A 24,873-nucleotide genomic window follows, 5' to 3' on the forward strand; every position below is an offset into this window, starting at 1 on the left:
AGCTCACCTCCAGTTTTATGTAAATCAATATATTAAAAATATAGACTTCCACCAATAAATTCTCTTAATATTGAATTAAAGGGTACTTTTGATACATCCATAGGTTCACAAAAAGAAAGCAGATTAAGAAGCCTGTTTTTGGTATCCGCGTAGGGGCTGTTATCTTTTATCTTACTCAGCGATTCTTCTGCAAAAGTTCTAAGGGCATTTAATTCATATATGAGGCTTGAGTTGAACATAACGTCAGCTTCTTCTTGAAATTTAAATATATTGTTATATTCTCCAAGTCTTACACTTGCCCACTGATCAAGTGTATCTTCTGGATCTTTTCCTCTAAATCTTTCATCCCTGACAAGCCTTCTCATCATTCTGATTTCTGATGCAGGAATCCTGTTAATCAAATCTATATTTAGACCATATATGGCATGTATATAGATTTTAAACAGCATATTCCTGTTCACCGCTGGATAAAGGGCCGGGTTTAAAGCATGAATACCTTCAAGAATTAATATTTCATCTGGTCCTACCTGTATTGGGTTAGTAGTGCTCAGGCGTTTACCTGTGATAAAATCAAAAATTGGAGTCTCCACCCTTTTCCCTTCTACCAGGTCATGAATCTGACCTTGAAGAAAATCCATATCTAAAGCAGCCAGGGAATCAAAATCATATTTACCATACATGTCTAAAGGAGTCTCTTCTCGGTTCACAAAGTAATTGTCAAGTGAAAGTGGTATTGGTTTTAGACCATTAACTCGAAGCTGTGTCGATAACCTTTCAGCAAATGATGTTTTCCCAGAAGAGGACGGTCCTGCGATAACAAGAACCCTAAGTGCTCTTTTTTGGCTAAGTATCGTGTCAGAAATATCGGCAATTTCCTTTTCATGAAGAGCCTCTGCTATACCTGTAAGTTTTGTGCTTTCCCCGCTCTTTATATAATTGTTCACATCTTCTAAAGTTTCTATCCTTATATTTTTTAACCATTTATGAGTTTTATCATAGGTTGCTGCAAGCTTATCCGGCGGTATAAGTGGTACATCTACCCCCCTGTCTGCATCCCCAAAATCAACTATAAAACCTCCTGCATAGGCCATTATGGAAAAAGCTTCCACAAGGTGCGTCGTTGTTTCACATGGATATAGCATCTTAACATGGTCCTCATCCACCCTATAGCTATAATAGCCAAGCTCATGTCCCAAAAAAACAATATTTTGATCTTTTGACAGCCACTTTCTAAGTTTTATATCAATCTGACTTACTTCTCTTATAGATAAAACTGAATCTACAAGCCTGCAAAACACCCCTTCTTGTATGGAATATGCAATTTTTAAATTTTCTTCTGGAAAAAGCTGTTTTACTACTAATATAAGGCCCAGTTTTATAGTCTGACGGCTGTTGTGAAGATGAGTTTCTATCATATATTGTTCCTCCTGGTTTTATTGTGCCTGTACAGCTGTAATTGCAACTACATTGACTATATCTTCTACACTGCACCCTCTTGAAAGATCATTGACAGGTTTAGCAAACCCCTGGCATATGGGACCAATCGCAATCGCCCCTGCAAGCCTTTCTACAAGCTTATATCCTATGTTTCCAGACTGTAAATCTGGGAATATAAGTATATTTGAGATTCCTGCAACTTTTGATCCTGGTGCTTTTCTCTTGGCCACTGTATCTATAAGTGCAGCATCTGCCTGCATTTCACCTTCTATATCAAGATCTGGTCTGGCACTATTAGCTATCTTTACTGCATTTTTCACTTTTTCTACTAACTCATGATCTGCACTCCCCATTGTTGAAAATGAAAGCATTGCTACCTTTGGATCTATGTTGCACAGTTTTTTTGCACTCTCTGCTGTTGATATTGCTATTGATGCAAGTTCGTTTTCGTTGGGATTTGGATTTACCGCGCAGTCTGCAAATAGAATCATGCCGTCTTCTCCAAATGATATATCTTTCATAATCATTACAAAAAACGATGACACAATACTGGCTCCAGGACCCGTCTTGATTATTTGAAGAGCAGGCCTTAAAAGTTCACCTGTAGTGTGAATTGCTCCTGAAACCATTCCATCTGCAAAATTCATTTTAACCATCATAGTTGCGTAATACATAGGGTCTCGCATAATCGTTGATGCTTTTTCCTCAGTCATACCTTTAGCTTTACGCAGCTTGTAATACTCATTCGCAAATATATCAGTTTTTAAAGAGTTCTCAGGATCTTGTATTTCAACTCCCGAAAGTGATATCTCCAATTTTCCTGCCTTGTCTTTTATATCAGCTTCGTCTCCAATCAAAATTACTTTTGCTATATTCTCAGCATTTATTATTGAAGCTGCAATTAGTGTTCTTTCTTCATTTCCTTCAGGCAATACAATCCTTTTTAGATTACTCTTTGCAACCTCTTTTATACCATTAATAAAACCCATACACAATTCTCCTTTCGTTGTTAATTCGTTTAATTGAATTTGTTTGTAATTTAGATATACCCTTAAATCACACTAAAACTATACCTGTTTACCTATTTTATAAAAAGAAAGAGCACTTATAACATTATTTCGTTATAAATACTCTTTCTTTTCTTATTGCTTTTTTCCTATTCCTTGATCAAACTTTCAAAATTCTTGCTGTATTTTATTGATTTGTCTTTAAATATCCACATGGCTTCTGTATCTTCTATAGTCTCTAGCATTTTATATCCTTCTTCAAAATCCATGCAATAAATGGCAGTGGATAAGGCATCAGCTAGTCCTGAATCCCTGCATACGACTGTCACCGCTGTAAACTTCTCAGCAGGAAAAAGTGTTTGAGGATTTATTATATGATTGTATCTTTTACCGTCCACGCTATAGTATCTTTCATAATCCCCACTTGAAACCATCGATGCATTATCCAGATTAACCAGTTTTAAAATAGGTTCTTCACTTTCACTGTCAGGATTTTGTATTCCAACACTCCACGGTTTATTGGTTTTTTTATTATTATTTATAGCTCTTACGTTTCCGCCTACACTCAATATTCCAGAATCCATGCCCTTTTCCATTATTAATTTACTTATCTGCTCTGTTGCATACCCCTTTGCAATAGAACCTACATCTAGACTCATCAATGGGTCACTTAAATAGACTGTTGACTTTTCAGTATCAATTATAACATTGTTTATATCAGTATGCTTTGCCGCTTCTTGCAAATCTTCAATTGGTGGAAGCTTTGCATTTTCGGGGTCATCTATACCCTTTGTTCTATATTCATGCCAGATTTCAAGTACAGATCCAAAAGCTACATTAGTTTTTCCATCCGTAATGTCATACATGTTTTTAGAAAAAACCAGCATATCTATTATTTTTTGATCTACTTTTACAGGTTTAATTCCTGCGTTATCGTTTATCATTTTAATATTGTTTATTCCATCATAATCATTATATATATCGTATAATTTATGATATTCACCTAAGCCATCATATATATATTGAGCATATATTTTAAATTCATCTTCGTTTTCAGAATAACCGACTATTTTTGTAAAAGTATCGAAAAGTTCGATAAATTCAGCTTCATACCTATTTTTATCGTAAATTTCATTATTTTCACACGCAGTCATTCCCAAAAAAACAAATAATAAAGTTATTATCAAAATAAGTTTTTTAATCAATGTTTTTACCTCAAAATATAAAAGGTAGTAATACTACTATGTAGCAATACTACCTTTTGAAATTTAATTTATACTATACTATTTCGCAGTTGCAAAAGCTTTTGCAACAACTGTCTGGAATTCTGCTATACCAACTGTTACTGAAGCAGTAACGTCAGCATCTGTAGCGTGTCCATCTGCATCAACAGCTATACCACTTACTTCTTCAGAAGTTTTTCCTACTACATATTTAGAAAAAGCATCAGCTTGCTCGTTCCACTCTTTACCTATGCTTGATGCGCTCTTCATTCCATAAGCATCACCTAGTTCATTTTTTGACTGAAGTGCAGCAGTCAAATCTGTAGTTATTTTACCAGTTGCATCAAAATTAATATTTGTTTGTGATGCATCAATTAGTGAGCTTGTTATTACGCCATCTTCAGCAAACGTTGAAGCTGTGTAATATGTGTACACCTGAGCCAGACCATCTTTTGATTCTGCAGCATCAAAATCTGCTGATTTTTCAATTGTAGTTTCAAGTCCAAGACCCAATTTGTCTGTAGCGCTTGCTCCAATATCTTGAGCATTTGTAACTGCTTTTTCGATCGCTTCGATATATGGTCCAACTTTGATTGTAACTGAAGCTGTCATATCTGCATCTGTAAGATGAGTTTCCTCATCAAGAGAGAAAGTTTTTATTTCTTCTACAGTCTTGCCTTCTACAAAAGTTTCGAATGCATTAGCTTGCTCTGCCCAGTCTTTACCTATAGTCGAAGCTGCTGCCATTCCATATTCAGTTCCAAGTTCTTGCTTAGATTTGAATTCCATAGCTTTGTCAGTAGTAAGTTTTCCTTCTTTAGAGAAGTTTACTTTTGTCTGAGCAGTATCGATTTCTGCTTTAAGAATTTTTCCGTCTGCATCTACCATTACAGCAACTGCAACAGAATCAACTTGAGCTATTCCATCTTCATCTGCTGCATCTACTGATTTTTCTGCTGATGATATTACTGCTAATCCCGTTTTTACAGCGTTTTCTGTTACTGCTGGTGTATCTTCAGTTGTTTCTGCTGGTTTGTCGCTGCAACCCGCAAATGCGAATACAGTTAGAGACATAATTAAAACCATTGATAAAATTCTTTTCATAATTTCCTCCATACAATAATATAAAATTTTATATATATAATCTGGATATCTCCAGTTTATACCATTTAAATAATACTACTTATAAAAATTAGCGCTGTTATGCTTGCCATTATAATAACATAATTTTTAATTGCTAGAATAAAAGTGATTTCCTTATCCTGAACCAGTTTGAATTTGATTATATTTTTTCTTACAAAGTATATAGTAATAAAATGAATCATGCACAGTGGGTGCAATATTTTTAAAACAATCATAATAAAAACTGATAAATACGACAAGTAATAAATCCACTCAAACAACACAATCGATTTATCTCCTATAAAATATGGCAGAGTATATCTTTTTACTTTTACATCTTTTTCAAGATCACATATATTATTTGCCAGCATTATATTAGCTGTGGTGCAAAAAGGTACAATTGAAAACAAAATAAATTTCAGCAATGGAATTACACTGAGATATATACTGATAGTCACCATGTTAAAATCAAATTTTAAAAATGTACCTTCTTTTATATTAATGTATATCAATATAAAAGGTATCATGACTCCGTAAAAAAAACCTGATATTACCTCGCCCAAAGGTAACCTTGATATGGCTGCTGGACCATATGTGTAAAATACTCCACAAATAAAACACAAAGCACCCAGAAAAAAAATCGTAATATCTGTCAAGTAAACAAGATACAGTCCAAGTGATGCACTCAAAATAAACATTACATAAATTATCCAAAGTGCAGTTTTTCTTTCAAAACGAAGCATTTGGCCGTTAGTTTTTGTATCAATATAGTTATTAATAGCTGTAGTCGTCATATCAAATATAAAAGCCGAAGCAATAAACACCGCCGTAACTTTCCAGTTTATTTTCTGGTCTACATACTTGAGATATGATAATGTCATTAAAAAAGCAAAAACACTTGTTATCTTAGTCTGTATTTCAACATAATTTAAAAATCTTTTTATCATAATAGTCATCCCTATATAAGTCTGTATGATTTGTCTAAAACAAATCTCAGCTTGTTTGCTTTATCTTCTTCAAGATCCAGATTCTCTATTATGTTTAAGCTTTTTTTATAATATTTTTCTGCTAAAACATGGGTAAACTCTAAACCACCTGATTTTTTTACAGCTGAGTTAATTTCATCTCTGGATAACTTACCTTCCGATTTTTTTTTGAAAAGATCATCTTTTTTTAGTGCATATATGAGCGGAAGAGTAATTACCCCTTGTTCATAATCTGACTCAACCGGTTTTTTTGCAACATCGGTTGTTTCTTCAAAGTCCATACAGTCATCCGTAAGTTGAAACAGCATGCCTATATTTCTTCCCAGTTTTTTATATTTGTTTATTCGCTTCTCGTCGGTTTCTGAAAGTACAGCTCCTGCATAAAATGATGCTTCAAAAAGCGCTGCTGTTTTTCCAGATATTATTCCGAGATATTTAATAATACTCAAATTCATATTGTGATTGTTAATGTGTTGATTTAACTCGCCAATACACACTTTTGATACATACTTTGGCATATTCAGTTTTAGATAATCTTCTTTATTTGAAACCGAAGCCGCAAGTTCAAGAGAAACTGCCAACAGATAATCTCCACATATGACAGCTGTTTTTTTTCCGAATTTTTTCTGTAGAGTTGTTTGGCCTCTTCTCAGATCAGCATCATCAATTATATCATCATGCACTAGAGTAGCCAGGTGGAGAATCTCAACGGCCGCAGCAAAATTTACTGCATTTTTGCTAATCATTCCATCTTTGCCTTGGGCACAAGCTATCAAAGAAAGTGTCCTAATGAATTTTCCTCTTGATATTATCAAATGCTGCGTATATTTTTTTATTATCCTTGGAGAGGATGACAAGGTTTTGTCTACCTCTAGTTTAACAGCTTCTATAGCCTGATCATATGTCAACATATTAGTCATTTCATTATCCTTAATTTTTAATCATTGTATAAATACAGCTTTTTCACAAATTTTATATTTTTCCATTTTTTCTTTAGCCAAGGTATGAAATAATAATCTAATCCTATAGTTCTTCCTGCCCCTATTAAAACTGCTATACCTGCAAATATCATCCAGAAAGTATTTAGATAAAGCCCAGTAGTACAAACGAACATAAACTGGAGTATTATTGAAAGTGCTGCTGCTGGGAAGGTAAGAAGTCCACCTATCAAAGCAAGTCCAATAAGTATTTCTGCAACAACTATGAATGATTGCATGAATATCTGCATTGAATCACTTGAAAGAATTACTGTGTTTACAAACCAGTTCATAAGAGGAATATCAAGTTTGAATGCTATATCAGAAAGCCCTGATTCAACAAGTGTTTTTCCTGAAACAAGAATCATATTAAGCAACCCTATAAAGTCAAAATTCATTATAACTGTACCTGCATTTGCTACTCCATCTGCTGCACCAGGGGCTGCCGTTGCTGCAGAAACTGCATCTGCAACAGCTCCTGCTGTCTGATTGACTGCCTCCGAAGATCCTGCATTCAAAACACCGTTAAACCACGCGTTTGCCCCACCAAAGAAGCCTTCAAGTTTTGGAGCACCCAGCCAACCTTCAAGAACTTTTTTTACTCCTTCAAAAAGCCATATAAAACCAAGCCATACTCTTATTGGTACCATAAGGAAACTTGGAGTTCTGTTTGAAAAGTGGCCTCCCACAAAGCTTCTGCAGTTTCTTATTGTAAAAAATTCATGTTTCATATAACTTATAATCTTATTCCAGCCTAAAACCTGTGCAAAATATACAATATTTATGAAATGTTTGGCAAACATAGCCAGGAATGATGGAAGATTTACTTTTTTGTTAACTCCCCCAACGCTTGCAACTCCATATCTACCACCCACGCAAACCATAAATCCATGATTCTTGTGTTTATATTCTTCCATTTCACCATTTCCTGTTATTGCACATGCAAGGTTGTGCGCTGCAGTATGAGAACTTTGCTCAGCATTTTCTACAACCTGAGGAACCGGTCTTTCTTCACCTTCACATATGAAAAATATGTTATCTCCTACAACATATACATTTTCATTATCAATAGAACGAAGGTATTTGTCTACTTTAACTCTTCCTCTTCCTCCGCCTTCGATTTCTTTAGTAACCGTGTTTGTGATATCAGCCCCTTCAACACCCGCAGCCCATATAACAGTTCCTGTAATATGCTTTGTTACTTCTTCACCACTTTTAGTAACCACATATCCAGGCCCTACTTCTTGCACAAAATTATTAAGAAGAAGTTCTACTCCCATTTTATTAAGACGTCTTTCAACTTTTTTAGAAAGATCTTCATCTAAATTCGGTACCGTCCTTGATAACCCATCCGCATTAACGAGTGTCACTAATTCTCTGTCTATTTCAAATTTTTCACACAGAAAAGGCACATACTCTGCAAGTTCTCCGACCATCTCTACCCCTGTGAATCCAGCGCCTATTACGTGGAAGGTAAGTAGTCTCTTTTTCTCATCCAGGTTAGTTTCACACGCTGCTTTTCTAAACATTTCATGTATATGATCTCTAAGAATTACTGCATCTTCATAAGACCACAACATAAAGGCATTTTCTTTTACCCCTTTTATTCCAAAATCGGTTGGTTTTGAACCAGCCGAAATCACAAGATAATCATATTCGTATTTTTGATTATTTCCTATTACTATCTTATTATCAAAATCAACAGATTCTATTGTATCAAGGTTTACATCAATATCTCTTCCAGCAAAAACTTTTTTTAGGCTGATTTTGATACTTTCTTCATCAACCCGATTTGCCGCAACTTCATGAAGCTCAGTAAGCATAGTATGAAACGGATTTTTGTCAATTATCGTTATACTAATATCATTATGTTTTGCCTTTTTTAATTTCTTCTCCAGCTTTTTGGCAGTAAGAATACCTGAGTAGCCGGCTCCTACTATTACAATTTTAGATCCCATTATAGACTCCTTAATAAATTCAGTTAGCAAAATATAAATTAGATAAATATAAATAATAAAACATTCTTTCGACATTGTCAAACGTCATTTTCATTACCAATTATAGAAAAAGGGATAATCATCCCTTATAACCTATCTCATATGAAATTTCCCTGGTTTTTATTTTTATCAGTTCAATACATTCTTTAAGTTTTTCTCCAGTTAATCTTGACGATGGTCCCAATATGCTCATACCATATTTAGCTTCTCCGCTATGGTCAAATATTGGAGCAGCAATGCATACTATTCCTTCCATTATCTCTTCGTTATCTATAGCATAACCATTCTTTCGTATTTCTTCCAGATCTTTTATAAGTTGTTCTCTATCAGTGACTGTATTTTCCGTTGACTTTTTTATATTTTCCGGAATATAACTTTTGATTTTGTCTAAATCCATGTGCGCAAGTATAACTCTGCCATCTGCCGTCAGATAAAGTGGATTTCTTGAGCCTATAGTGGCCGAAATTTTGATTGAATCCTCTGGTTCTGCTTTAAGTATATACACGATTTCTTCACCGTCTGAAATACCAATATGAACTGTCTCTCCAATCGTTCTACTCAGCATACATATAACCGGTTTTGCGATGTCACTTATATCTATAGAGCCCAAAACCAAATCTCCATATTTTAACAACTCAAGCCCCAATCTATATTTCTGAGTTTTTTCATCCTGACCAATAAAACCATGATATTTAAGTGTGCTCAAAATTCCATGAACAGTACTCTTGTTAATACCAGTTTCATCTGAAATTTCAGCAAGCTTTAATTCTCTACTATTTTTTGAAAAACAGTCCATAATCGAAATAGCTCTTTCTATAGACTGAATTCTACCTGTACTCACCATATAAATAACCACTCACTTTCCCGATTATAATACCACAGAATGTTCGATACATCAACAATTTTTTATCAATTTGATTTTGAAAAATATGTCATGCTGCTTTTTTTTAATTCCCTTACGCTGTGAAGTATTTGATAATCCAAGATTTCATGTTTTTTAACAATTGCTTCAATAAACGTTTCTATCTCGTATTTATTCCTGCTGTGAAGCATGACGTAGAGATTATACGGCCATATTTCATAGGGCTTTCTTTCATAGCAGTGACTTGAAAGATGGCTGGCTGATAATTCCATCCCTACCGTTTCAGTAATGACCTCATCTGTTTTAAATACCACCATAGCATTGTATAAATACCCTGATTTCTGATGTCTCAAAACTGCACCGATTCTTTTCAACTGGTTTGAATCCTTCATTAATTGTAATCTTTCAATGACCTCATCTTCAGATATTCCAAGTTTTTTTCCCAATTCTTCATACGGATTTTCCTCAAAAGGAATGTTTCCCTGAAGCTCTTTTATCAGTTCTTGGTTGATTTTATCCATCATATTAACCGCCTCCCAGTTCAAAAAAAACATTCAATTTGTAATTCTTTAGATTAGGAAATTCGAATATTTGCGTTATTTTAAAACCAGCCTGAAGTCCTTGAACAAAATTCCTTTTTTCATCAGAATCTTCAGCCGAAAACGTAAACCACATGTTAAGCATGCCCGATCTCTGGTAGTTATGGGTAACCGCTTTAAATGAATTTACATACTCAGCCACATTGTCAAAAATATCATCCGGAACCTGAATTCCAAACAATACGCTCGTATATCCCATTCCCGCATTGTTGAAAGTGCCCCCAATTCGTCTTATATAACCCTGCTCAAACAGAGCCTTTATTCTTTCAAGTAATTCCGATCTGCTTATTCCAAGCTGTAAGGCCAAAACTCCGTATGGATTTTTCTCCAGAGGAATCCCTTTTTGAAAAAGGTTGATGAGTTTTATATCTGTAGCATCCATTTTTACCCCCTTTTAAAGCACCATGGTTCTTCTGCAAGATAGTTCCCTTTGTAATAATAAGCTCTTGCTCTGCAGCCTCCGCATATATCTGCGTATTCACAGCTTCCACATTCACCTTCATAATTTTTAATGTCACGCAGCTTCAAAAATACCGGACTTGATTTCCAGATCTTGTCGAAAGCTTCTTCTCTGACATTTCCAGCCCCCACAGGGAGATAAGGGCACACGTTAACCTGGCCTTCAGGCAGTATACAGCAGTAAGCCGTGCCTGCAAGGCAACCCCTTGTAAATCTCTGAGAAAGTCCCATTTCATGTGCCATAGGCATAAACTGGGGAGCGCATGTAGGTTTTAGTTCAAGCGAGGTAGTTCCTTGAAGCTCTAAAACGCTTCGAATCATAGAAAAATAAGCTACTTCCCTGAGGCTGTCTTCTTCCATAGAAAGGGCTCTTCCGGTTGGTACCAGAAAGAACGGATGTATTGCATGAACTCTTTTTTTTTCATAGTAAGATACCAGATTTGCAAACTCTTCCTGGTTTTTTTCTGTCACGGTCATATTTATCTGAACTCTTAGACCAGCTGTAAGTGCATTTTCTATTCCTTCTTGAGCTTTATCAAATGCCCCAACTTGACCTCTAAATTCGTCATGATACTTCTTATCAAGACTGTCTAAGCTTATTGCGACGCCTTTAAGACCATTCTTAAATAATTCTGCGGCCACATCCTTACTCAATAGAGTTCCATTGCTTCCCATGGCCGGGATTAGTCCTTCTTGCCTTGCAGCTGCAATCATTTCGAAAATATCATCTCTAAGCAGGGGCTCCCCTCCGCTTAATATGAGCATTCGAAAACCCGCTTTTTTTATTTCTGTAATCAGTTTTCTGCCTTCTTCAGTTGTCAGCTCATTGCTTGTATCTACGTCTATTCCAGATTCTCTGTAGCAGTGGACACAGTTTAGATTACATTTTTTTGTTGTATTCCACGATATCAGCATATATCCTCCTAAACCCCGATTTCTTCATCGGTAAGATAACAGGCCGGATCAGCAGCCCAAAAATCACCTGTACTCTGGGCTCTTGCCCTAAAATTACCATTGCACTGATTAAGCCATCTGCAGGAAGCACACCTGCCCTTTAAATGTTTTTTCCTGTCTCTTATCATCTCAAGAAACAAATTTCCAGAACCATCCCATATATCTGCAAAACTCATGTTTCTTATATTGCCAAGAGATATATCCCTCGTAAATTGGTCTATATATACATTTCCCTCCCAGTCAACCGAGGATATCGCCATACCTGAACGATTTCCTCCATTGGTGGTTAAAAGGCTCAGTATTTTTTCAGCTCTTTTCTTGTCTTGTTTCTTCATGTATTCGTAAAGATATATACCATCGCAGTGATTATCTACGGTAAGTATCTCTGTTTCTATTCCCCGACTGTGAAATTCCAGCGTTTTTTCTATTATAAAATCAATAGCTTTTCTAGTTTCATCATGTGTCAAATCCTCATCTGTAATATTTGAGCCTCTTCCCGAATATACAAGGTGATAAAAGCAGACTCTTTGAATTTTTTCTTTTTCAATGAGATCAAATATCGCAGGAAGTTCTTTATAGTTAGCTCTATTGAGTGTAAGTCTTAAACCGGTCTTTTGTGCTACTTCACGGCAGTTGTGAAATCCCTCCATTGCTTTTACATAAGCACCAGAAACCCCTCTGAACAAATCATTGACATCCTTTAGACCGTCAAGACTTATGCCTGCATAAGAAATCCCAAGTTTTTTTATCATTTCAGCTTTCTGTTTGTCAATTAAAGTGCCATTAGTAGATATAACCATTCGAAGTCCAATTTTGTTCCCATATTCAAAAAGATCAAAAACATCTCTCCTCATCAGTGGCTCTCCACCAGAAAACAGAAGTGCGGGAACCTTGTATGAAACCAGAGTATCCATGAAAGCCATGGCTTCTTGAGTAGAAAGTTCTCCCGAATCATATGTATTTACAGCCTCTGCATAGCAGTGCCTGCAGTTCAGATTACAGGTACGGGTGCAGTTCCATACGACAATAGGGCCTTTATCTGTAGTTGTTCCTCTCGTGCTTATCTTGGCATCCTTATTATATCTGAGACTGTCTCCAAAATTTTGCTGATCCAAAAGCAATTTTGAAAAACTAATCATAAGCTCCCTCCAAATCTATTATCCTGGCATCTATAGAATACCGGACTGTACACATGTCAAGCAGGTTTACAAAAAAGTCAGTTGTGAGAGTTTCTGCTCTTTTCGTGAATACTCCATGCGGAGAATGACCGTAATTGGTGTTCAGCAGATACTAAAAATTTGCTTTTCAGATAATTACGGAAACCATCAGCCTTTGGTTCAAGCACCGCAAATGATTTTTCATCAGTTTTCTCCCGAGATGCATCTGTGCGTCCTGGTGTAAATGCCACCTTTATGCTGTGCCCCGCGTTCCTAACTGCCTATTGTATTCCTGCACATCCCCCTAAAACAATCATGTCTGCAAGTGAAACTTTTTTAAAGCCAGACTGGCTTTCTTTGAATTCAGCTTGGACTTTTTCTAAAGCAGGCACGGAATCCTGCCAGATAAGTTCTTCATCTGGTACCTCAACAAATACATACACATATTTATAGATACCCGTTGACTGTTGTCAAATATCATTAACGAGTCATTATTTCGCAAAATTCCGATTTATCTGTTTTTTGTAGTGTAATATATTACAAAGAGCTGAACCTGTACACATAAGTGCACAAATTCAGCCCTTTCAAATTACCTGATATATTTATATCTGAGTTCAATTCCTTTTCCTTCTACACTAAGATCTGCATAGGGATTATAATCTGTATTCTTTACAACCTTGTAGAGATTATACAGCTGAGGAAGGAATTCACCCCAGTTGCCAACTTCTTCGGCGCAATGTTCTGCCCATACCAGGCCTTCCTCATGAGTTTCCTTCTTCCTTGTCCCGATTGCCGAGGATTTGCCAGTTACGCCAAAATCCGTCTTTTCCCACTGATGTATCCTGTATCCCATTGGAATCCCTGCTTCCAGGCTTTCCGGGCCAAATCCCAGGCCTGCGACCACCACACAGTGTTCATATATTATATAATCCTTTATCTCAGGAGCAATCGTAGCCAGATCCTCAAATCGTATATATAGATTCTGCCTTGTACCATCATTCCATGTCTGCGGTGCTATATGAACGGATCCAACAGGATTTCCGTGCTTTGGTGCAATAGCCCACTGCAGAGGCTCATGCTGCTCGGGATGCCAGAGTATGAATCCCTTCTCCATATTGCTCCAGAACCAGTCGATCATTCTTGGAGTTACTCCCTCGTGACTCCATTCAAGATGCGTTCCCATATTATCCTGCGTTACTTTCATTTCCATATCAATTCCTCCTGCTCTGTCTTATAATGCCTTATTCTGCGTCTGCGTCATGTCTGCTAAGGCCTGTATGTATATCTCTTTATCGGTACCGGTATTTCTGAAAGCACCATATTCCCATTGTTATTCGATATCTCAATCCACTTGAGATAGTTTTTGTCATCCCTTTCCTTGTAGTCTTCTCTAAGATGCCATCCCCTGCTTTCTTTTCTTTCGATCGAAGCTCTGAAGAACATTTCTGAGCACAGTATCGTACTTCTGCATTCATTTACAGCATTCAGTTCATGTGGATCAACTGCTCTCAATCTTGTAATATCCTCTTTTATTTCAAGAATCTTTCTGAGCGCCTCCTGCAGCCTTTCTTCACTTTTATATCCGCTGTATTCTATTGGTTGCATTACCTGCTTTATTCTCATCATATACTCTGAAGGCGAAATGCTTCCGTCAGACGTGAGAGGAGAGAATATAGTTTTTCTTATTTGCTCTATATCTTTTTCATCTATGCTTCCAAGGTCTGATCCCTTTGCATATTCCGAAGCTGAGGCTGCTGCCACTGTCGCCGTAAATACAGCATGCATAAGCCCAGAGCCTCTGTTTCTGCCAGGCGGAGTAGGAACCGCTCCTGACCACGAGCTTCCATTTGCGCAGATATCACCTGCTGCATAAAGCCCTTCTATGCTTGTTGCCATTTCATGGTCTGCATACAGAGGACTGCATTCACCTATAAGTCCGGGAACGGTCTCCTTGAGCGGATTATCATCCATGTAGCTTTCAAGGCGGTTCTTATAGTACAGCCTGTTCCAGAACTTCTGAGCTACCGGTCTATAGAACGGAGGATCGGCATCTCCGCCATAGCAGCAGAGATTTCTGCCTATAAAGGATCCTGGGAATCCATTCTTTGATGTATCCTCATATATAGGTCCTTTGCCCGCCTTTACATCCATGTACATAAGCACTGACTGCATGCCTCCAAGATCAACTCCACCCACAACAGTCTTGAGGCTTTCATCCATGTCAGCTCTTTCTGTACACAGTTCTCCATCTGCATTTACCAGAACATCCTCAGCTCCATATGCTACAGTCCTGCTCGAGAGCGTCATCATGTTAACAAAGCTTCCAAATTCTGCATTTCGCATTCTTGCTCCCGCTCTGTATGCTGCAGCTATTCCATCACCTTTTCCGCTGCTCCACATATTCATTACACTGAAATTCTGATCTCCCGATGCAAGGATTACCGACTTTGCCCTGAATATAATAAGTTCTCCGCTTATAAGGTCTATGCCTGCAGCTCCAGCGATTCGATTGCTGTCCTTAAGCAGCTCCATCACTGAAATCTTGCTGCAGGATTCTACTCCGAGTTTTTTGGCATGCTTTGCCATATGTATCATCATGTCCAGATCCAGAATGCACATTTTCCATGGAATTACTGGATGCGAATTCTGAGCATGCTCCATGTCCACCGTAAATCTTACTCCCCATGATTCCCATCTTCTTATTGTCTTTACAGTAGAATTGGCATATTTTCTGAGCATATCCTGATCATTCAGATAATCTCCAAGATTTCTGCTGTGATACTCTACATACTTTTCTTCTTCGCCTTCCGGAATAAAAGCCACATGCCCTCCGCCTTTGTTTGCCTTGCCTGCATATCCCGCAAAAGCCTTATCAACTGTCATTACCTTGAGATCAGGGTTTTCTTCCTTAACAGATATCGCTGCTGAAAGCCCGGCAATACCATGTCCTATTACAAGAACGTCCGCTTCCAGAACCTTTCCATAATTTCCCAACATTTCAAGCTCCTTTCCTACCTTATCCCAGAAATATACGCATCTGGAAATGGCTTATCATAATCAATCTTGATATTAACCGCCCCTGAAGGACATGATATCTCACAGTAATTGCATTCAACACAGTCCTGTGGATATGCGAAAAATGGCCTGTCAGTCTTCTCATCCCACCTGATCACATCAAGCCAGCATGCCTTGTAACAAATCTTGCAGCCTGTACATTTACTTTCATCCAGAATAAATGAATTCATATTGCTCTCCTTTCGAAATGAATATTACATAATAATCAAGTGATATTTTATTATCATGTATTTATTAAAGCAATTATGATGCCAACTAAATGTGTGGTCTATTTTACAGGTTGAAAATGCTGCAAAATAAGCGATTCAGATTCAGGAAATCCTTATTCACATGAACCGCATTCAGATTAATCTAAATATCACGATGCACAGATGCATCATTATCTAATTGAAAATAAAAAAAACACATGTAACAATCACATGTGCTTCTCCTCAATCGATGTAAAAACGCATCGAGTTTAGATGCATATTTGCATCACCATTCCTCTATTCCAAGAGCCTTTGCTTTCCTTACAACAGTAGACTGATTTATTCCAAGCTCTCTGGCCGCTCCATATGTGTTTCCATGAATGCTGAGTGCCTTTGCAATCATCTCTTTTTCGAGCTTATCTACTGCAGCCCTGAGCGTTGAGCTGCAAGAATCATCAACTTTTTTTCTGTCTGTACTTTTTCCTAAAATCCGCTCAATGTCGCTTTGCATGATTATATTCCCAGTGCCTATTATCATGAGCCTTTCTATTATGTTCTCAAGCTCTCTTACATTTCCCGGCCAGTCATACTCCATCATCGAGTCAACCGCGTATCTGTCAATAAATTTGCTCTTTGAGTGCTTTTTATTGAATCTGTCCGCAAAAAAATCCACAAGTACCGATATATCCTCTTTTCTTTCTCTCAGAGGAGGTATAACCAGAGGTATGACATTCAATCTGTAATAAAGATCTTCCCTGAATTTCCCGGTTTTTATCAGCTGCTTCAGGTCCTGATTTGTAGCCGCTATTATCCTCACATCAATCTTTCTGGTTTTTTCTCCGCCTACTCTTCTCAGTTCCTTTTCCTGGATTACTCTGAGAAGCTTTGACTGAAGATGCATAGGCAGCTCCCCTATCTCGTCGAGAAGAAGTGTACCATTGTCTGCAATTTCAAAAAGTCCAAGCTTTTCCTTATTCTGAGCTCCTGTAAATGCCCCCTTTTCATAACCAAATAGCTCAGATTCAAGGAGCGTTTCCGGAATCGCAGAGCAGTTTATCTTTACATATGCATTATTTTTCCTGTTACTGTTCTTATATAACTCTCTTGCGACAATTTCTTTTCCAACCCCGGTTTCTCCGGTAATAAGGACCGTGGCATCGGCGTCTGCGATGCTGTATACGGTTTCCCTTATCTCCGCAACCTGTCTACTCTTTCCAATCAGATCAGTTTTAAGCTCATTCTTCCTGTGGTATTTCAGCTCGTTAATGAATCGCTTCTTTTCATTCTCCGCTTCTGAGAGCTTTTTCTTCATGTCATATAAATCCGTAAGATCTCTTATAATTGTATATACTTTCTTTATTTCACCGCCTTCATCAAATACAGGTATCCCTGTCATCAAAACGATTTTGTCAGTATCCTGAAGTGTGGTTATTACAGAAATCTTCGTTTTCTTCTTAAGCGTAAGTATGGAAACCGGATATGGATTGTCAACATCATAACCATTTCCGCTTTTTACTATCATCTCTGCATATGAAGGCATTGATTCGTTTTCGAGTACGACAAAAACATCACTGTCTGCAGGAACGTAATGGTTTTTCCAGACATCTTCCATATTCTTTCCTAATATATTTTCTTCCTTTATCCCGCTAAGCTCTGAGTAGATCTTGTTTATTGCCGTTACTGTTCCTTCCCTGTCTATAACGTATACGCCATCCGATATTGCATCGGCAATTAAAAACATCGATTCATCAGAATTATCCTTCATGCCTGCCTTCTTATACATGATACCTCCATATTTCAGTTTCAGCTAGTTTTCTGTATTATGTTCACGCTGTTGCGTCCTTCATATAATGTCAGTTCCTCTTTCTCAAGAATATTTCTACTTTTCCGGCCGTTTCAGGCCTTGCATAATAATATCCCTGTATATGATCGCATCCCATATCTCTAAGGATATTCATCTGTTTCTCAGTTTCAACCCCTTCACATATTACCTTAAGATCCAGGATGTGCGCAAGCTCAATTATTGTCTTTATGATTTCACTGTGCAATAAGGTATCCAGGGATTTTCCCAGGAAGGACTTGTCAATCTTAAGCGTGTCTATAGGCAGTAAAGTCAGGTAGTTCAGGGATGCATAGCCTGTACCAAAATCATCAAGGGCGATGCTTATACCAAGATTTCGAAGTTTTGACAGTACATCTGTATTTTGATTAGAATGGTCAAGAAAGACATTTTCTGTTATTTCAAGCTCAAGAAACTCATAAGGAAATCCTGTTTCGTTGATTATCTTGCATACATTATCATAAAATTCATCATTCTTGAGCTGATTTACAGATATGTTCACTGAAAGCTTTCCAATATCAAATCCACTGTCTATCCATTTTTTCCCCTGAATGCATGCATTTCTCAGTATGAGTTTTCCAAGCGGAACAATAAGTCCCGTGTATTCAGCAACATGAATGAACTCAAATGGCGAAATGCTCCCAAGCTCAGTGCAGTAAAGCCTTGCAAGCGCTTCCATTCCTCTTATTTCATTGCTTCTGAGGTCTTGCTGTAACTGATAGTTAATTTCAAAAACATCATCCATGAGCTTCTCTCTCAGACAATCCTCTATTTTAGATCTCCTGAGTATCTCTTCGTGCATGCGTGAGTCATAAACAGAATAAGCATTCTTTCCATTATATTTAGCCCTGTTGAGTGCTATATCAACATTTCTCATCACATCATATGGATTCGAGTATAAATCCATACCATAAACGATACCTATGCTTACTGATATATATACTGAATTGTCGGAGATGACAAAAGGCTCATTGAAATCTCTGAGCATTTTACTGCATAAGCTTTCTGCTTCTTCAACAGTCGATTTTTCTCTTATAAGTATTAGAAATTCATCTCCACCAAATCTTGCAGCCAGATTATTTTCTCCAATCAGCTTCAGGAGTCTTTTTGAAGCTTCTATAAGCAAAAGATCACAGAATTCAAGCCCCAGCAGATCATTATGAGTCTTGAAATTGTCAAGGTCAATCATGAGAACATAATAAGAAGATTTTTCATTGTCTGCCTTTTCAATCAGCTCTTCAAGCGTCATCATAAAACTGATTTTATTTGGCATTCCTGTGAGCGAATCAAAATAAGCAAGATATTCGATATCTGCCTCTTTTTTCTTCTGCTCTTCGATATCTGATACTGCTCCTGCAAGCCTTACAGGATTTCCTTTCTTGTCCAAATAAACCTTCCCTTTATTTTGAACCCATGTATACTCATCGTGCCTGTTCTTTATTCTGTACTGAATCTGAAATTCATCATTTTTTCCGTTGAGGCAGTCGTCAAACAGACTTGTTACATCTTCGTAGTCATCTTCATGTATGGCATTTCTCTGAAAAAGTGTGGAGACCCCCTTTCCATCTAACATGTTTCCTGTTATGATTAGCCATTTGTCAGATGTTATTATATCTCCCGTGACTGCATTGTATTCCCACAAAGCATCATTTGCACTGTCAAGAGCAAGCGTATAGCTCTGCCTCAGCTTCTCAATCTCATTATTGAGCTTTGACAGCCTTTCTATATTTCGATCTTTTCTGTAGATTCTCATCTGCAGATAAAGGAGCGACATCATGAGCCCAAATACAAGGATAGTTATATAGAAAAGGAGCAGCGAGCTTTTTTCAAGAGAGGATGATTTGTCTGAAATCCTTATTGTCCAGTGATTATCCAGGACAGGAATATCCGACTCATAAGTATATTCATCCTTGCCGGAATAATTGCTCCATATGAGTTCATTTTTTTTATCGTATAGCCTCACAAGACCTGATTCAGGTAAAATGTCCTCTATAGTCTTCTCAAGATAATTATCAAGATCGTATACAACTACAAAAAAACCCTCAAATTCATCATCTCTGTATACAGGCGTACGAAGGACGAGTCCCAGCAGATTCTCTGTTCCCTTCAGTATAAAGGGATCATTTGCTGTGGCCGCCCTGTCCTTAATTGCCTTCTGCACGGCTTCTTCAACTTCCGGACGTCCAGTAAGCTTTGCTCTAAGTGTATAATTGAAATCATCAGGATACACCAGATCGGTTGCCGTGTCCTTATCTTTATGCTGTATATAGAGTATTTGCGGATACTCTTTCATATACTTTTCGGCCAGCATTTCGAACTTCTCCTCACTCATCTCATTGTCAATTTCATAATTATAGGAAAGTGAGGTAAAGACACTCTTCATTGATACCAGATTCTGCTGAACTGAATAAGACACAGTCTGACCCAGCTTCGCCACATCATAATCGTTCTCTGTCCTCTGATGATTGAATATAGTGAATATAAGCATAGCAAAAACAAAGATCATAATTACCATCTGTAAAGCAATATAGCGCGAGTATCGGCTCCTCATGATATTCTCCTGTTGGTTCTGGGGTATAAGTTCATGTGATTATAATATCATTATACCCAAAAACCCGCTGCCAATACAATAAGCACTATAACAGGAGCCGGTATTTTTTTAGTCATTAATAACAAAGTTGTGACTGTCGTAACCAAAAGATTTTCAATACTGAAACCGTTCTTCTGCATCAATATTATCGCTGATACAGTAATAAGGCCTCCAGCTACAGCGGTTATCCCCTTAAGAGAGACCTTAATTCCCCTTATCTGCTTTAGGATTTCCCAAATTGGATATACAAAATATATCAGAAGAAGTCCTGGAAGGAAAATAGCTACTCCACTGACCATGGCACCTGTAATCTGAGTCAATGAACTCCCCCCACGAGTTGCCATTCCTCCTGCATATGCGCTGAAGCTGAACATAGGTCCTGGAAGTCCCTGTACAAGTCCAAATCCAGTAAGAAATTCCTGGCTTGTCATATACTGATTTATCTCTACCAGCTCGCTGTACATAAGCGGGACAACTACCTGCCCTCCTCCGATTACAAGATAACCATACCTGTAAAAGCTCTCAAAGAGATTTATTATCCTGTTATCCATCGATATATGCAGTACAATGCTTCTACGGCAAATACTGCAAATGCTATAAATGCTATAATATAAATCCACTGAGGATTAAGTTTCACATGATTCCACAGATTTTTTCACCTGAAGCCTTTATAGCAGCAATTCCTCCCGCAACAAGTACCAGCGGATATATCCATGGTGCTCTTATAAAATAGGTCACTGCAGCCCCAAATATAAGAAGCATAAATCTCAGTCTGTCCTTCACAACCTTAGTTCCTATTCTGTATGCCGCAACTACTATGAATCCTACGGCCATCGGACCTACATATCGAAATCCATCCTCAGGCAGATTCATTGCATTCAGAAATTCACCAGAGAATGAAAGCGCAGTCATCAGAAGCAACACTGGCACTGACCACACAAGCATCGTAAGAAGTGCTAGCAGCGGTCCTCCCACCTTGTATCCGATGGCTACAAGAGTCTGCGTGCTGCTCGGTCCGGGAAGAATTCCTGTAAGTGCTATAAGTTCAACTAGCTCTTCCTCTGTTATATATTTCTTTTTTATTACCATCTGGTCCGTAAATACTCCGTAATGAGCTTCCGGACCACCATAAGCGCCCAACGAACATATAAATACGTCCTTAAGGAAGCTACCCCACTTTATTCTCTTTACATCCTTTTCGTCCATAGTTTTCACCTCTCAAAAATATTGAAAAATTTTCTTATTCTTATTATCATTAATATGCTTGTATTTTAAAAAAATAAGTGATATGCTAATTACGAAATTCGATATCGTTATCCGTAATCAGATTGTACTATAGAGATGATAATAATGCAAGATAAAATTTTAAGAAAATTCTTCCTGGGATTTATTCAGATCCACATACTTCATCATGCTAAACAGGATCCTATATACGGAGCTTGGATGCTGCAGGAATTGCACGAGCATGGCTATGAAATAAGCCCGGGAACACTTTATCCTATTCTTCGCAGAATGGAATCCGGAGGGCTTCTTGACAAAGAAGAAATAACCGTAGATGGAAAAGTAAGGAAATACTACCGTATAACCGCTCTGGGCGAGGAAATTTATCCTGAAGCAAGAAAAAAGCATATGAGCTGTTTAAGGAAATAAAATAAGGGCCCTCAGGCCCTTTCTATTTTATCTATAATATACAGAATCTCTGAATTTTCCGGTATGTCCTTCATTGAATTCCCATAATGTATATACCTCAGTACTCCTGATTTATCAATCAGCATCTGCGCCGGCATCCTTCCAAGCTTGAGAATGCTGATTTTCTGATCGAAGAGCTTCAGAATTTTCTGTTCTGGATCCGCAATTCCTGTAAAATCAAGCTTATGTTCATCCCAGAATTTTTTAAATTCTACCTGATTCTCAGGTCCCACTGCCACGATTTCTGTATCTTTTTCTACGAACAGCTTATGATCCTGATGCAACTGCATCATATGCTTTCTGCAGAAAGGTCAGGCAAATCCTCTGTTAAGAACTAAAAGAATATTCTTTCCCTGATGTTCCGATAATCTGAAAATATTTCCTTTGAAATCTTCAGCTTCAAAATCAGGAGCCTTCCTGTTGATTTCTATGTCCATATGCAATCTCCTTTTCTTCATCTATTTATTTGTAATGCCAAGTAACTCTATGGCTTTGATTATATCAAGCGGCCTTGATATGAGATATCCCTGTTATAAATCTGCCTTCATCCATATTGGACAGCTCGTCTATAAAAAATTTGTCAATTTTCATGCAGTCTACGTTCAACTCCCTTTCTCTTGAAAGAAATGAGTATCCTGTTCCAAAGTCGTCAATAGCTATATCTTAATGCCCTTTTCCCTTATTTTAAGAAGTATATCATTTATTTCCTGATAATTGGAAGCAAATATCGACTCCGTTATTTCAAGCGTTATATTATTGCTGTTGTTTACATCAAGTGTTTCAATTTTATATTATAGATATTTCAATGTCAACATGCTTATTTCTCTTTTATCCATGAAAATACATAGTTCATATTTTCAGGAAGATTAATTTCTAAATCGGTTACATTCTTAAAGCTGCCTTTGATTCCTTTTTCCTTAACTGCAAAATCAAAGTGAGCTGCAGCTATCCCCATATCTACTCTCTGGATATCATAACTGAAATAATCGCTGTATCCTAGCTCTTTGTATTCGTAAAAATGAAATTCTCCTTCCTTCATTACGATTCTCCATGGCTGCTTGTTCGATGCCGATGGCCCCATTCTTACCATTTCAAGAGCAAAAGCCACATCTCCCGCACGGTCTTCAGTCAGCTCAGTGTAGAAATCTCCGTCAAAAAATAGCTGATTCCAGTCTTTTCTGTGATCCGCCTGTATCATATGTCTCATTTCAAGCTCTTTTTCATGCTTGTTGTCGGCTGCGTAACCATACGGGGTTATTATAGGAAACACCTCATCCGAACCTACATTCATAGCCTCAGAAAAGCCCTGCCTGTCGAAAGTTCCTCCAAGCCAGCACGTTCCTATATCAAGGTTTGCAAGAAACAGAACCATAGCTTCAAATTCATATCCAAGAGCCTCAAGAGACATTTCCTCAAGCTTTATTGTAGTACCAATATAGCTCCTGGCTCCCTTTATTACTCCGTATGTTCCAAGTTTTTCCATTTTTTCAAGAGTCGCATTATCCAGAAAATGAAAACTCACCTTGCTTCCAAACGGATTGTCAAGGGATTCAATAAATTTTTTAAGTGAAGATATTTTTTGAGATTCGATCTCTCTCTGGCTGTAATTTCTTACGCTGTACCTTTTTATTACGGCTTCTTTAACTGAAAAATCAATATTCATTTTTTCCCCTTTTTTGTTTTGATTTAATCATTTTTAATTTTATTAAATCGTATTTTATACAATAAATATGAATGTGTCAATATTTTAAGTAAAAAAACCAGACAAAGTCTTTATCTGACATGTCTGATTTTCATATTTTGTTCCTGCTTATCTTCAGTTGACCCAAAGACCATCATTGCTGCAGTAGAAATAAATCTTGCCCTTCTGCATCCTCGGGAATCTAACCTCCGGATTTTGTTCAGGGTAGAGCTTTATCAGTAGCACCCTGTCCCATGTGACATAAGCCACAAAGCTAACATGATGATCCTTGCTCATATCATGACTGAAGGTTACATAGTAGTCGTTCTCAATCTCCTGAACATTCAGCCTGTGGCTTTCATCTGCAGGTTTTGCTGTAAGCGCGGCAAGCTTGCGCCCACAGCAGGATATTTCTCCACCGCCAGTCGCGGTTATCACATTTCCGCACTCCTGGCATACATAAAATTTTATTTTTTTCATATTTCCTCCATCTTTTTCGTCTGCTTTCAAGTCTCCGGACAAAAGCCTCTCGACATTTATTCCCAGTATTTCCGAAAGCTCACGCAGAAGCGATACATCAGGGAGTCCAAGCCCTCTTTCCCATTTCGATATTGTCTTGTCGCTTATATTCATCGCATCAGCGAGCTGTTTCTGGGTCATGTGGTTTTCCTTACGCAGCCTGAGTATGAGCTTTCCAGTATTTTCATTGTTTATCCGTCTACCGCCCTTATTACATACTAATGCAATCTGTCTTTTTATCCAATAAGCGCTCCGTAGAGTTTTTCTTCAGCACAAATATACTGTATATGAATGGTATTACTGCTCCCGCTGCGGGTATCAGCTGCACCGGCATTCTGGAGGTGAGTGCTCCAGAGCACAATAGCGCCACAGGAAGCATCGCCTTTACGAGGCTCATTATAAGGCTCAGAACTCTTCCCAGAAGCTCTCTTGGAACCTCATTCTGCAGTATCGTCATAACCGGAACATCCACATAAGCTATTGCTATTCCTATGATTATATTTACAATGCA

At 37.7% G+C, this 24,873-nt stretch carries 25 protein-coding genes and 1 pseudogene; 1 reads left to right on the plus strand and 25 read right to left on the minus strand.

Annotated features, from left to right (window positions below):
* Positions 1–32 precede the first annotated feature (32 nt).
* The 20 genes from G558_RS0107360 to G558_RS14310 all read right to left on the minus strand — a co-directional run bounded on the left by G558_RS0107360 (position 33) and on the right by G558_RS14310 (position 21,679).
* Positions 33–1,415: a uridine kinase family protein gene (locus G558_RS0107360; protein WP_028829605.1), complete on the minus strand. Its 1,383-nt coding sequence runs from the start codon at positions 1,413–1,415 to the stop codon at positions 33–35.
* A gap of 18 nt (positions 1,416–1,433) precedes the next feature.
* Entirely contained in the window at positions 1,434–2,426 is a 993-nt protein-coding gene (gene pta / locus G558_RS0107365; RefSeq protein WP_028829606.1) for a phosphate acetyltransferase, read from the minus strand.
* 167 nt (positions 2,427–2,593) lie between these two features.
* The gene (locus G558_RS0107370) at positions 2,594–3,649 is read right to left on the minus strand and encodes an FAD:protein FMN transferase (protein ID WP_028829607.1); all 1,056 of its coding nucleotides are present in this window, start codon (positions 3,647–3,649) and stop codon (positions 2,594–2,596) included.
* A 78-nt stretch (positions 3,650–3,727) separates the two neighbouring features.
* Positions 3,728–4,771, minus strand: a complete 1,044-nt coding sequence (locus G558_RS0107375; protein WP_028829608.1) for a hypothetical protein — start codon at positions 4,769–4,771, stop codon at positions 3,728–3,730.
* A gap of 65 nt (positions 4,772–4,836) precedes the next feature.
* Positions 4,837–5,736: a UbiA family prenyltransferase gene (locus G558_RS0107380; protein WP_028829609.1), complete on the minus strand. Its 900-nt coding sequence runs from the start codon at positions 5,734–5,736 to the stop codon at positions 4,837–4,839.
* Positions 5,737–5,747: 11 nt separating this feature from the next.
* Positions 5,748–6,695 (minus strand): polyprenyl synthetase family protein, encoded by a 948-nt coding sequence (locus G558_RS0107385; protein ID WP_036931777.1) that lies wholly within the window; start codon positions 6,693–6,695, stop codon positions 5,748–5,750.
* Between the two features lie 17 nt (positions 6,696–6,712).
* Positions 6,713–8,710 carry an NAD(P)/FAD-dependent oxidoreductase gene (locus G558_RS0107390; RefSeq protein WP_028829611.1) on the minus strand — a complete coding sequence of 666 codons (1,998 nt, stop codon included), beginning with the start codon at positions 8,708–8,710 and terminating at the stop codon, positions 6,713–6,715.
* Between the two features lie 118 nt (positions 8,711–8,828).
* Positions 8,829–9,593 carry an IclR family transcriptional regulator gene (locus tag G558_RS0107395; RefSeq protein ID WP_036931779.1) on the minus strand — a complete coding sequence of 255 codons (765 nt, stop codon included), beginning with the start codon at positions 9,591–9,593 and terminating at the stop codon, positions 8,829–8,831.
* A 65-nt stretch (positions 9,594–9,658) separates the two neighbouring features.
* On the minus strand, positions 9,659–10,135 hold the full coding sequence (gene ahbB, locus G558_RS0107400) for a siroheme decarboxylase subunit beta (RefSeq protein WP_028829613.1): 477 nt from the start codon (positions 10,133–10,135) through the stop codon (positions 9,659–9,661).
* 1 nt (position 10,136) lies between these two features.
* Positions 10,137–10,592, minus strand: coding sequence for an Lrp/AsnC family transcriptional regulator (locus G558_RS0107405; RefSeq protein WP_028829614.1), 456 nt, complete (start codon positions 10,590–10,592; stop codon positions 10,137–10,139).
* A 2-nt stretch (positions 10,593–10,594) separates the two neighbouring features.
* A complete protein-coding gene (locus G558_RS0107410) occupies positions 10,595–11,584 on the minus strand; it encodes a radical SAM/SPASM domain-containing protein (RefSeq protein WP_028829615.1) in 990 nt (329 codons plus the stop codon).
* A gap of 8 nt (positions 11,585–11,592) precedes the next feature.
* Positions 11,593–12,762, minus strand: coding sequence for a radical SAM/SPASM domain-containing protein (locus G558_RS0107415; RefSeq protein WP_028829616.1), 1,170 nt, complete (start codon positions 12,760–12,762; stop codon positions 11,593–11,595).
* 299 nt (positions 12,763–13,061) lie between these two features.
* Complete coding sequence (locus G558_RS14455) at positions 13,062–13,223, minus strand: hypothetical protein (RefSeq protein WP_207636206.1); 162 nt, start codon at positions 13,221–13,223, stop codon at positions 13,062–13,064.
* A 146-nt stretch (positions 13,224–13,369) separates the two neighbouring features.
* The gene (locus G558_RS0107425; protein WP_028829617.1) at positions 13,370–13,990 is read right to left on the minus strand and encodes a hypothetical protein; all 621 of its coding nucleotides are present in this window, start codon (positions 13,988–13,990) and stop codon (positions 13,370–13,372) included.
* 56 nt (positions 13,991–14,046) lie between these two features.
* Positions 14,047–15,777, minus strand: coding sequence for an FAD-binding protein (locus G558_RS14565; protein WP_028829618.1), 1,731 nt, complete (start codon positions 15,775–15,777; stop codon positions 14,047–14,049).
* Between the two features lie 14 nt (positions 15,778–15,791).
* Positions 15,792–16,025, minus strand: a complete 234-nt coding sequence (locus G558_RS0107435) for a 4Fe-4S dicluster domain-containing protein (RefSeq protein ID WP_028829619.1) — start codon at positions 16,023–16,025, stop codon at positions 15,792–15,794.
* Between the two features lie 304 nt (positions 16,026–16,329).
* On the minus strand, positions 16,330–17,826 hold the full coding sequence (locus tag G558_RS12690) for a sigma-54 interaction domain-containing protein (protein ID WP_051188572.1): 1,497 nt from the start codon (positions 17,824–17,826) through the stop codon (positions 16,330–16,332).
* Positions 17,827–17,896: 70 nt separating this feature from the next.
* The gene (locus G558_RS12695) at positions 17,897–20,434 is read right to left on the minus strand and encodes an EAL domain-containing protein (RefSeq protein ID WP_036931780.1); all 2,538 of its coding nucleotides are present in this window, start codon (positions 20,432–20,434) and stop codon (positions 17,897–17,899) included.
* A 50-nt stretch (positions 20,435–20,484) separates the two neighbouring features.
* Positions 20,485–21,024, minus strand: coding sequence for a chromate transporter (locus G558_RS14305; RefSeq protein WP_242825217.1), 540 nt, complete (start codon positions 21,022–21,024; stop codon positions 20,485–20,487).
* An 82-nt stretch (positions 21,025–21,106) separates the two neighbouring features.
* Positions 21,107–21,679 (minus strand): chromate transporter, encoded by a 573-nt coding sequence (locus G558_RS14310; protein ID WP_242825218.1) that lies wholly within the window; start codon positions 21,677–21,679, stop codon positions 21,107–21,109.
* A 144-nt stretch (positions 21,680–21,823) separates the two neighbouring features.
* On the opposite strand from G558_RS14310, the gene G558_RS12705 reads away from it, so the two are divergent.
* Positions 21,824–22,123: a PadR family transcriptional regulator gene (locus G558_RS12705; protein ID WP_207636207.1), complete on the plus strand. Its 300-nt coding sequence runs from the start codon at positions 21,824–21,826 to the stop codon at positions 22,121–22,123.
* Positions 22,124–22,134: 11 nt separating this feature from the next.
* On the opposite strand, the pseudogene G558_RS12710 reads toward G558_RS12705, so the two are convergent.
* From G558_RS12710 to G558_RS14115, 5 genes and pseudogenes are all read right to left on the minus strand, one after another.
* Positions 22,135–22,461: pseudogene (locus tag G558_RS12710) on the minus strand (peroxiredoxin family protein); the annotation flags it as partial.
* Positions 22,462–22,473: 12 nt separating this feature from the next.
* Positions 22,474–22,599 (minus strand): peroxiredoxin family protein, encoded by a 126-nt coding sequence (locus tag G558_RS14315; protein WP_242825219.1) that lies wholly within the window; start codon positions 22,597–22,599, stop codon positions 22,474–22,476.
* Between the two features lie 380 nt (positions 22,600–22,979).
* Entirely contained in the window at positions 22,980–23,825 is an 846-nt protein-coding gene (locus G558_RS0107470; protein ID WP_028829620.1) for a nitroreductase family protein, read from the minus strand.
* A gap of 153 nt (positions 23,826–23,978) precedes the next feature.
* A complete protein-coding gene (locus G558_RS0107475; protein ID WP_334290867.1) occupies positions 23,979–24,602 on the minus strand; it encodes a helix-turn-helix domain-containing protein in 624 nt (207 codons plus the stop codon).
* Positions 24,574–24,873 (minus strand): hypothetical protein (locus G558_RS14115; protein WP_028829622.1); only part of this gene is annotated, 300 nt, incomplete at its 5' end. The genes G558_RS14115 and G558_RS0107475, both read right to left, overlap by 29 nt.

The organism is Proteocatella sphenisci DSM 23131 (assembly GCF_000423525.1).
In the GTDB taxonomy this organism is placed as follows: Bacteria; Bacillota; Clostridia; order Peptostreptococcales; family Filifactoraceae; genus Proteocatella; species Proteocatella sphenisci.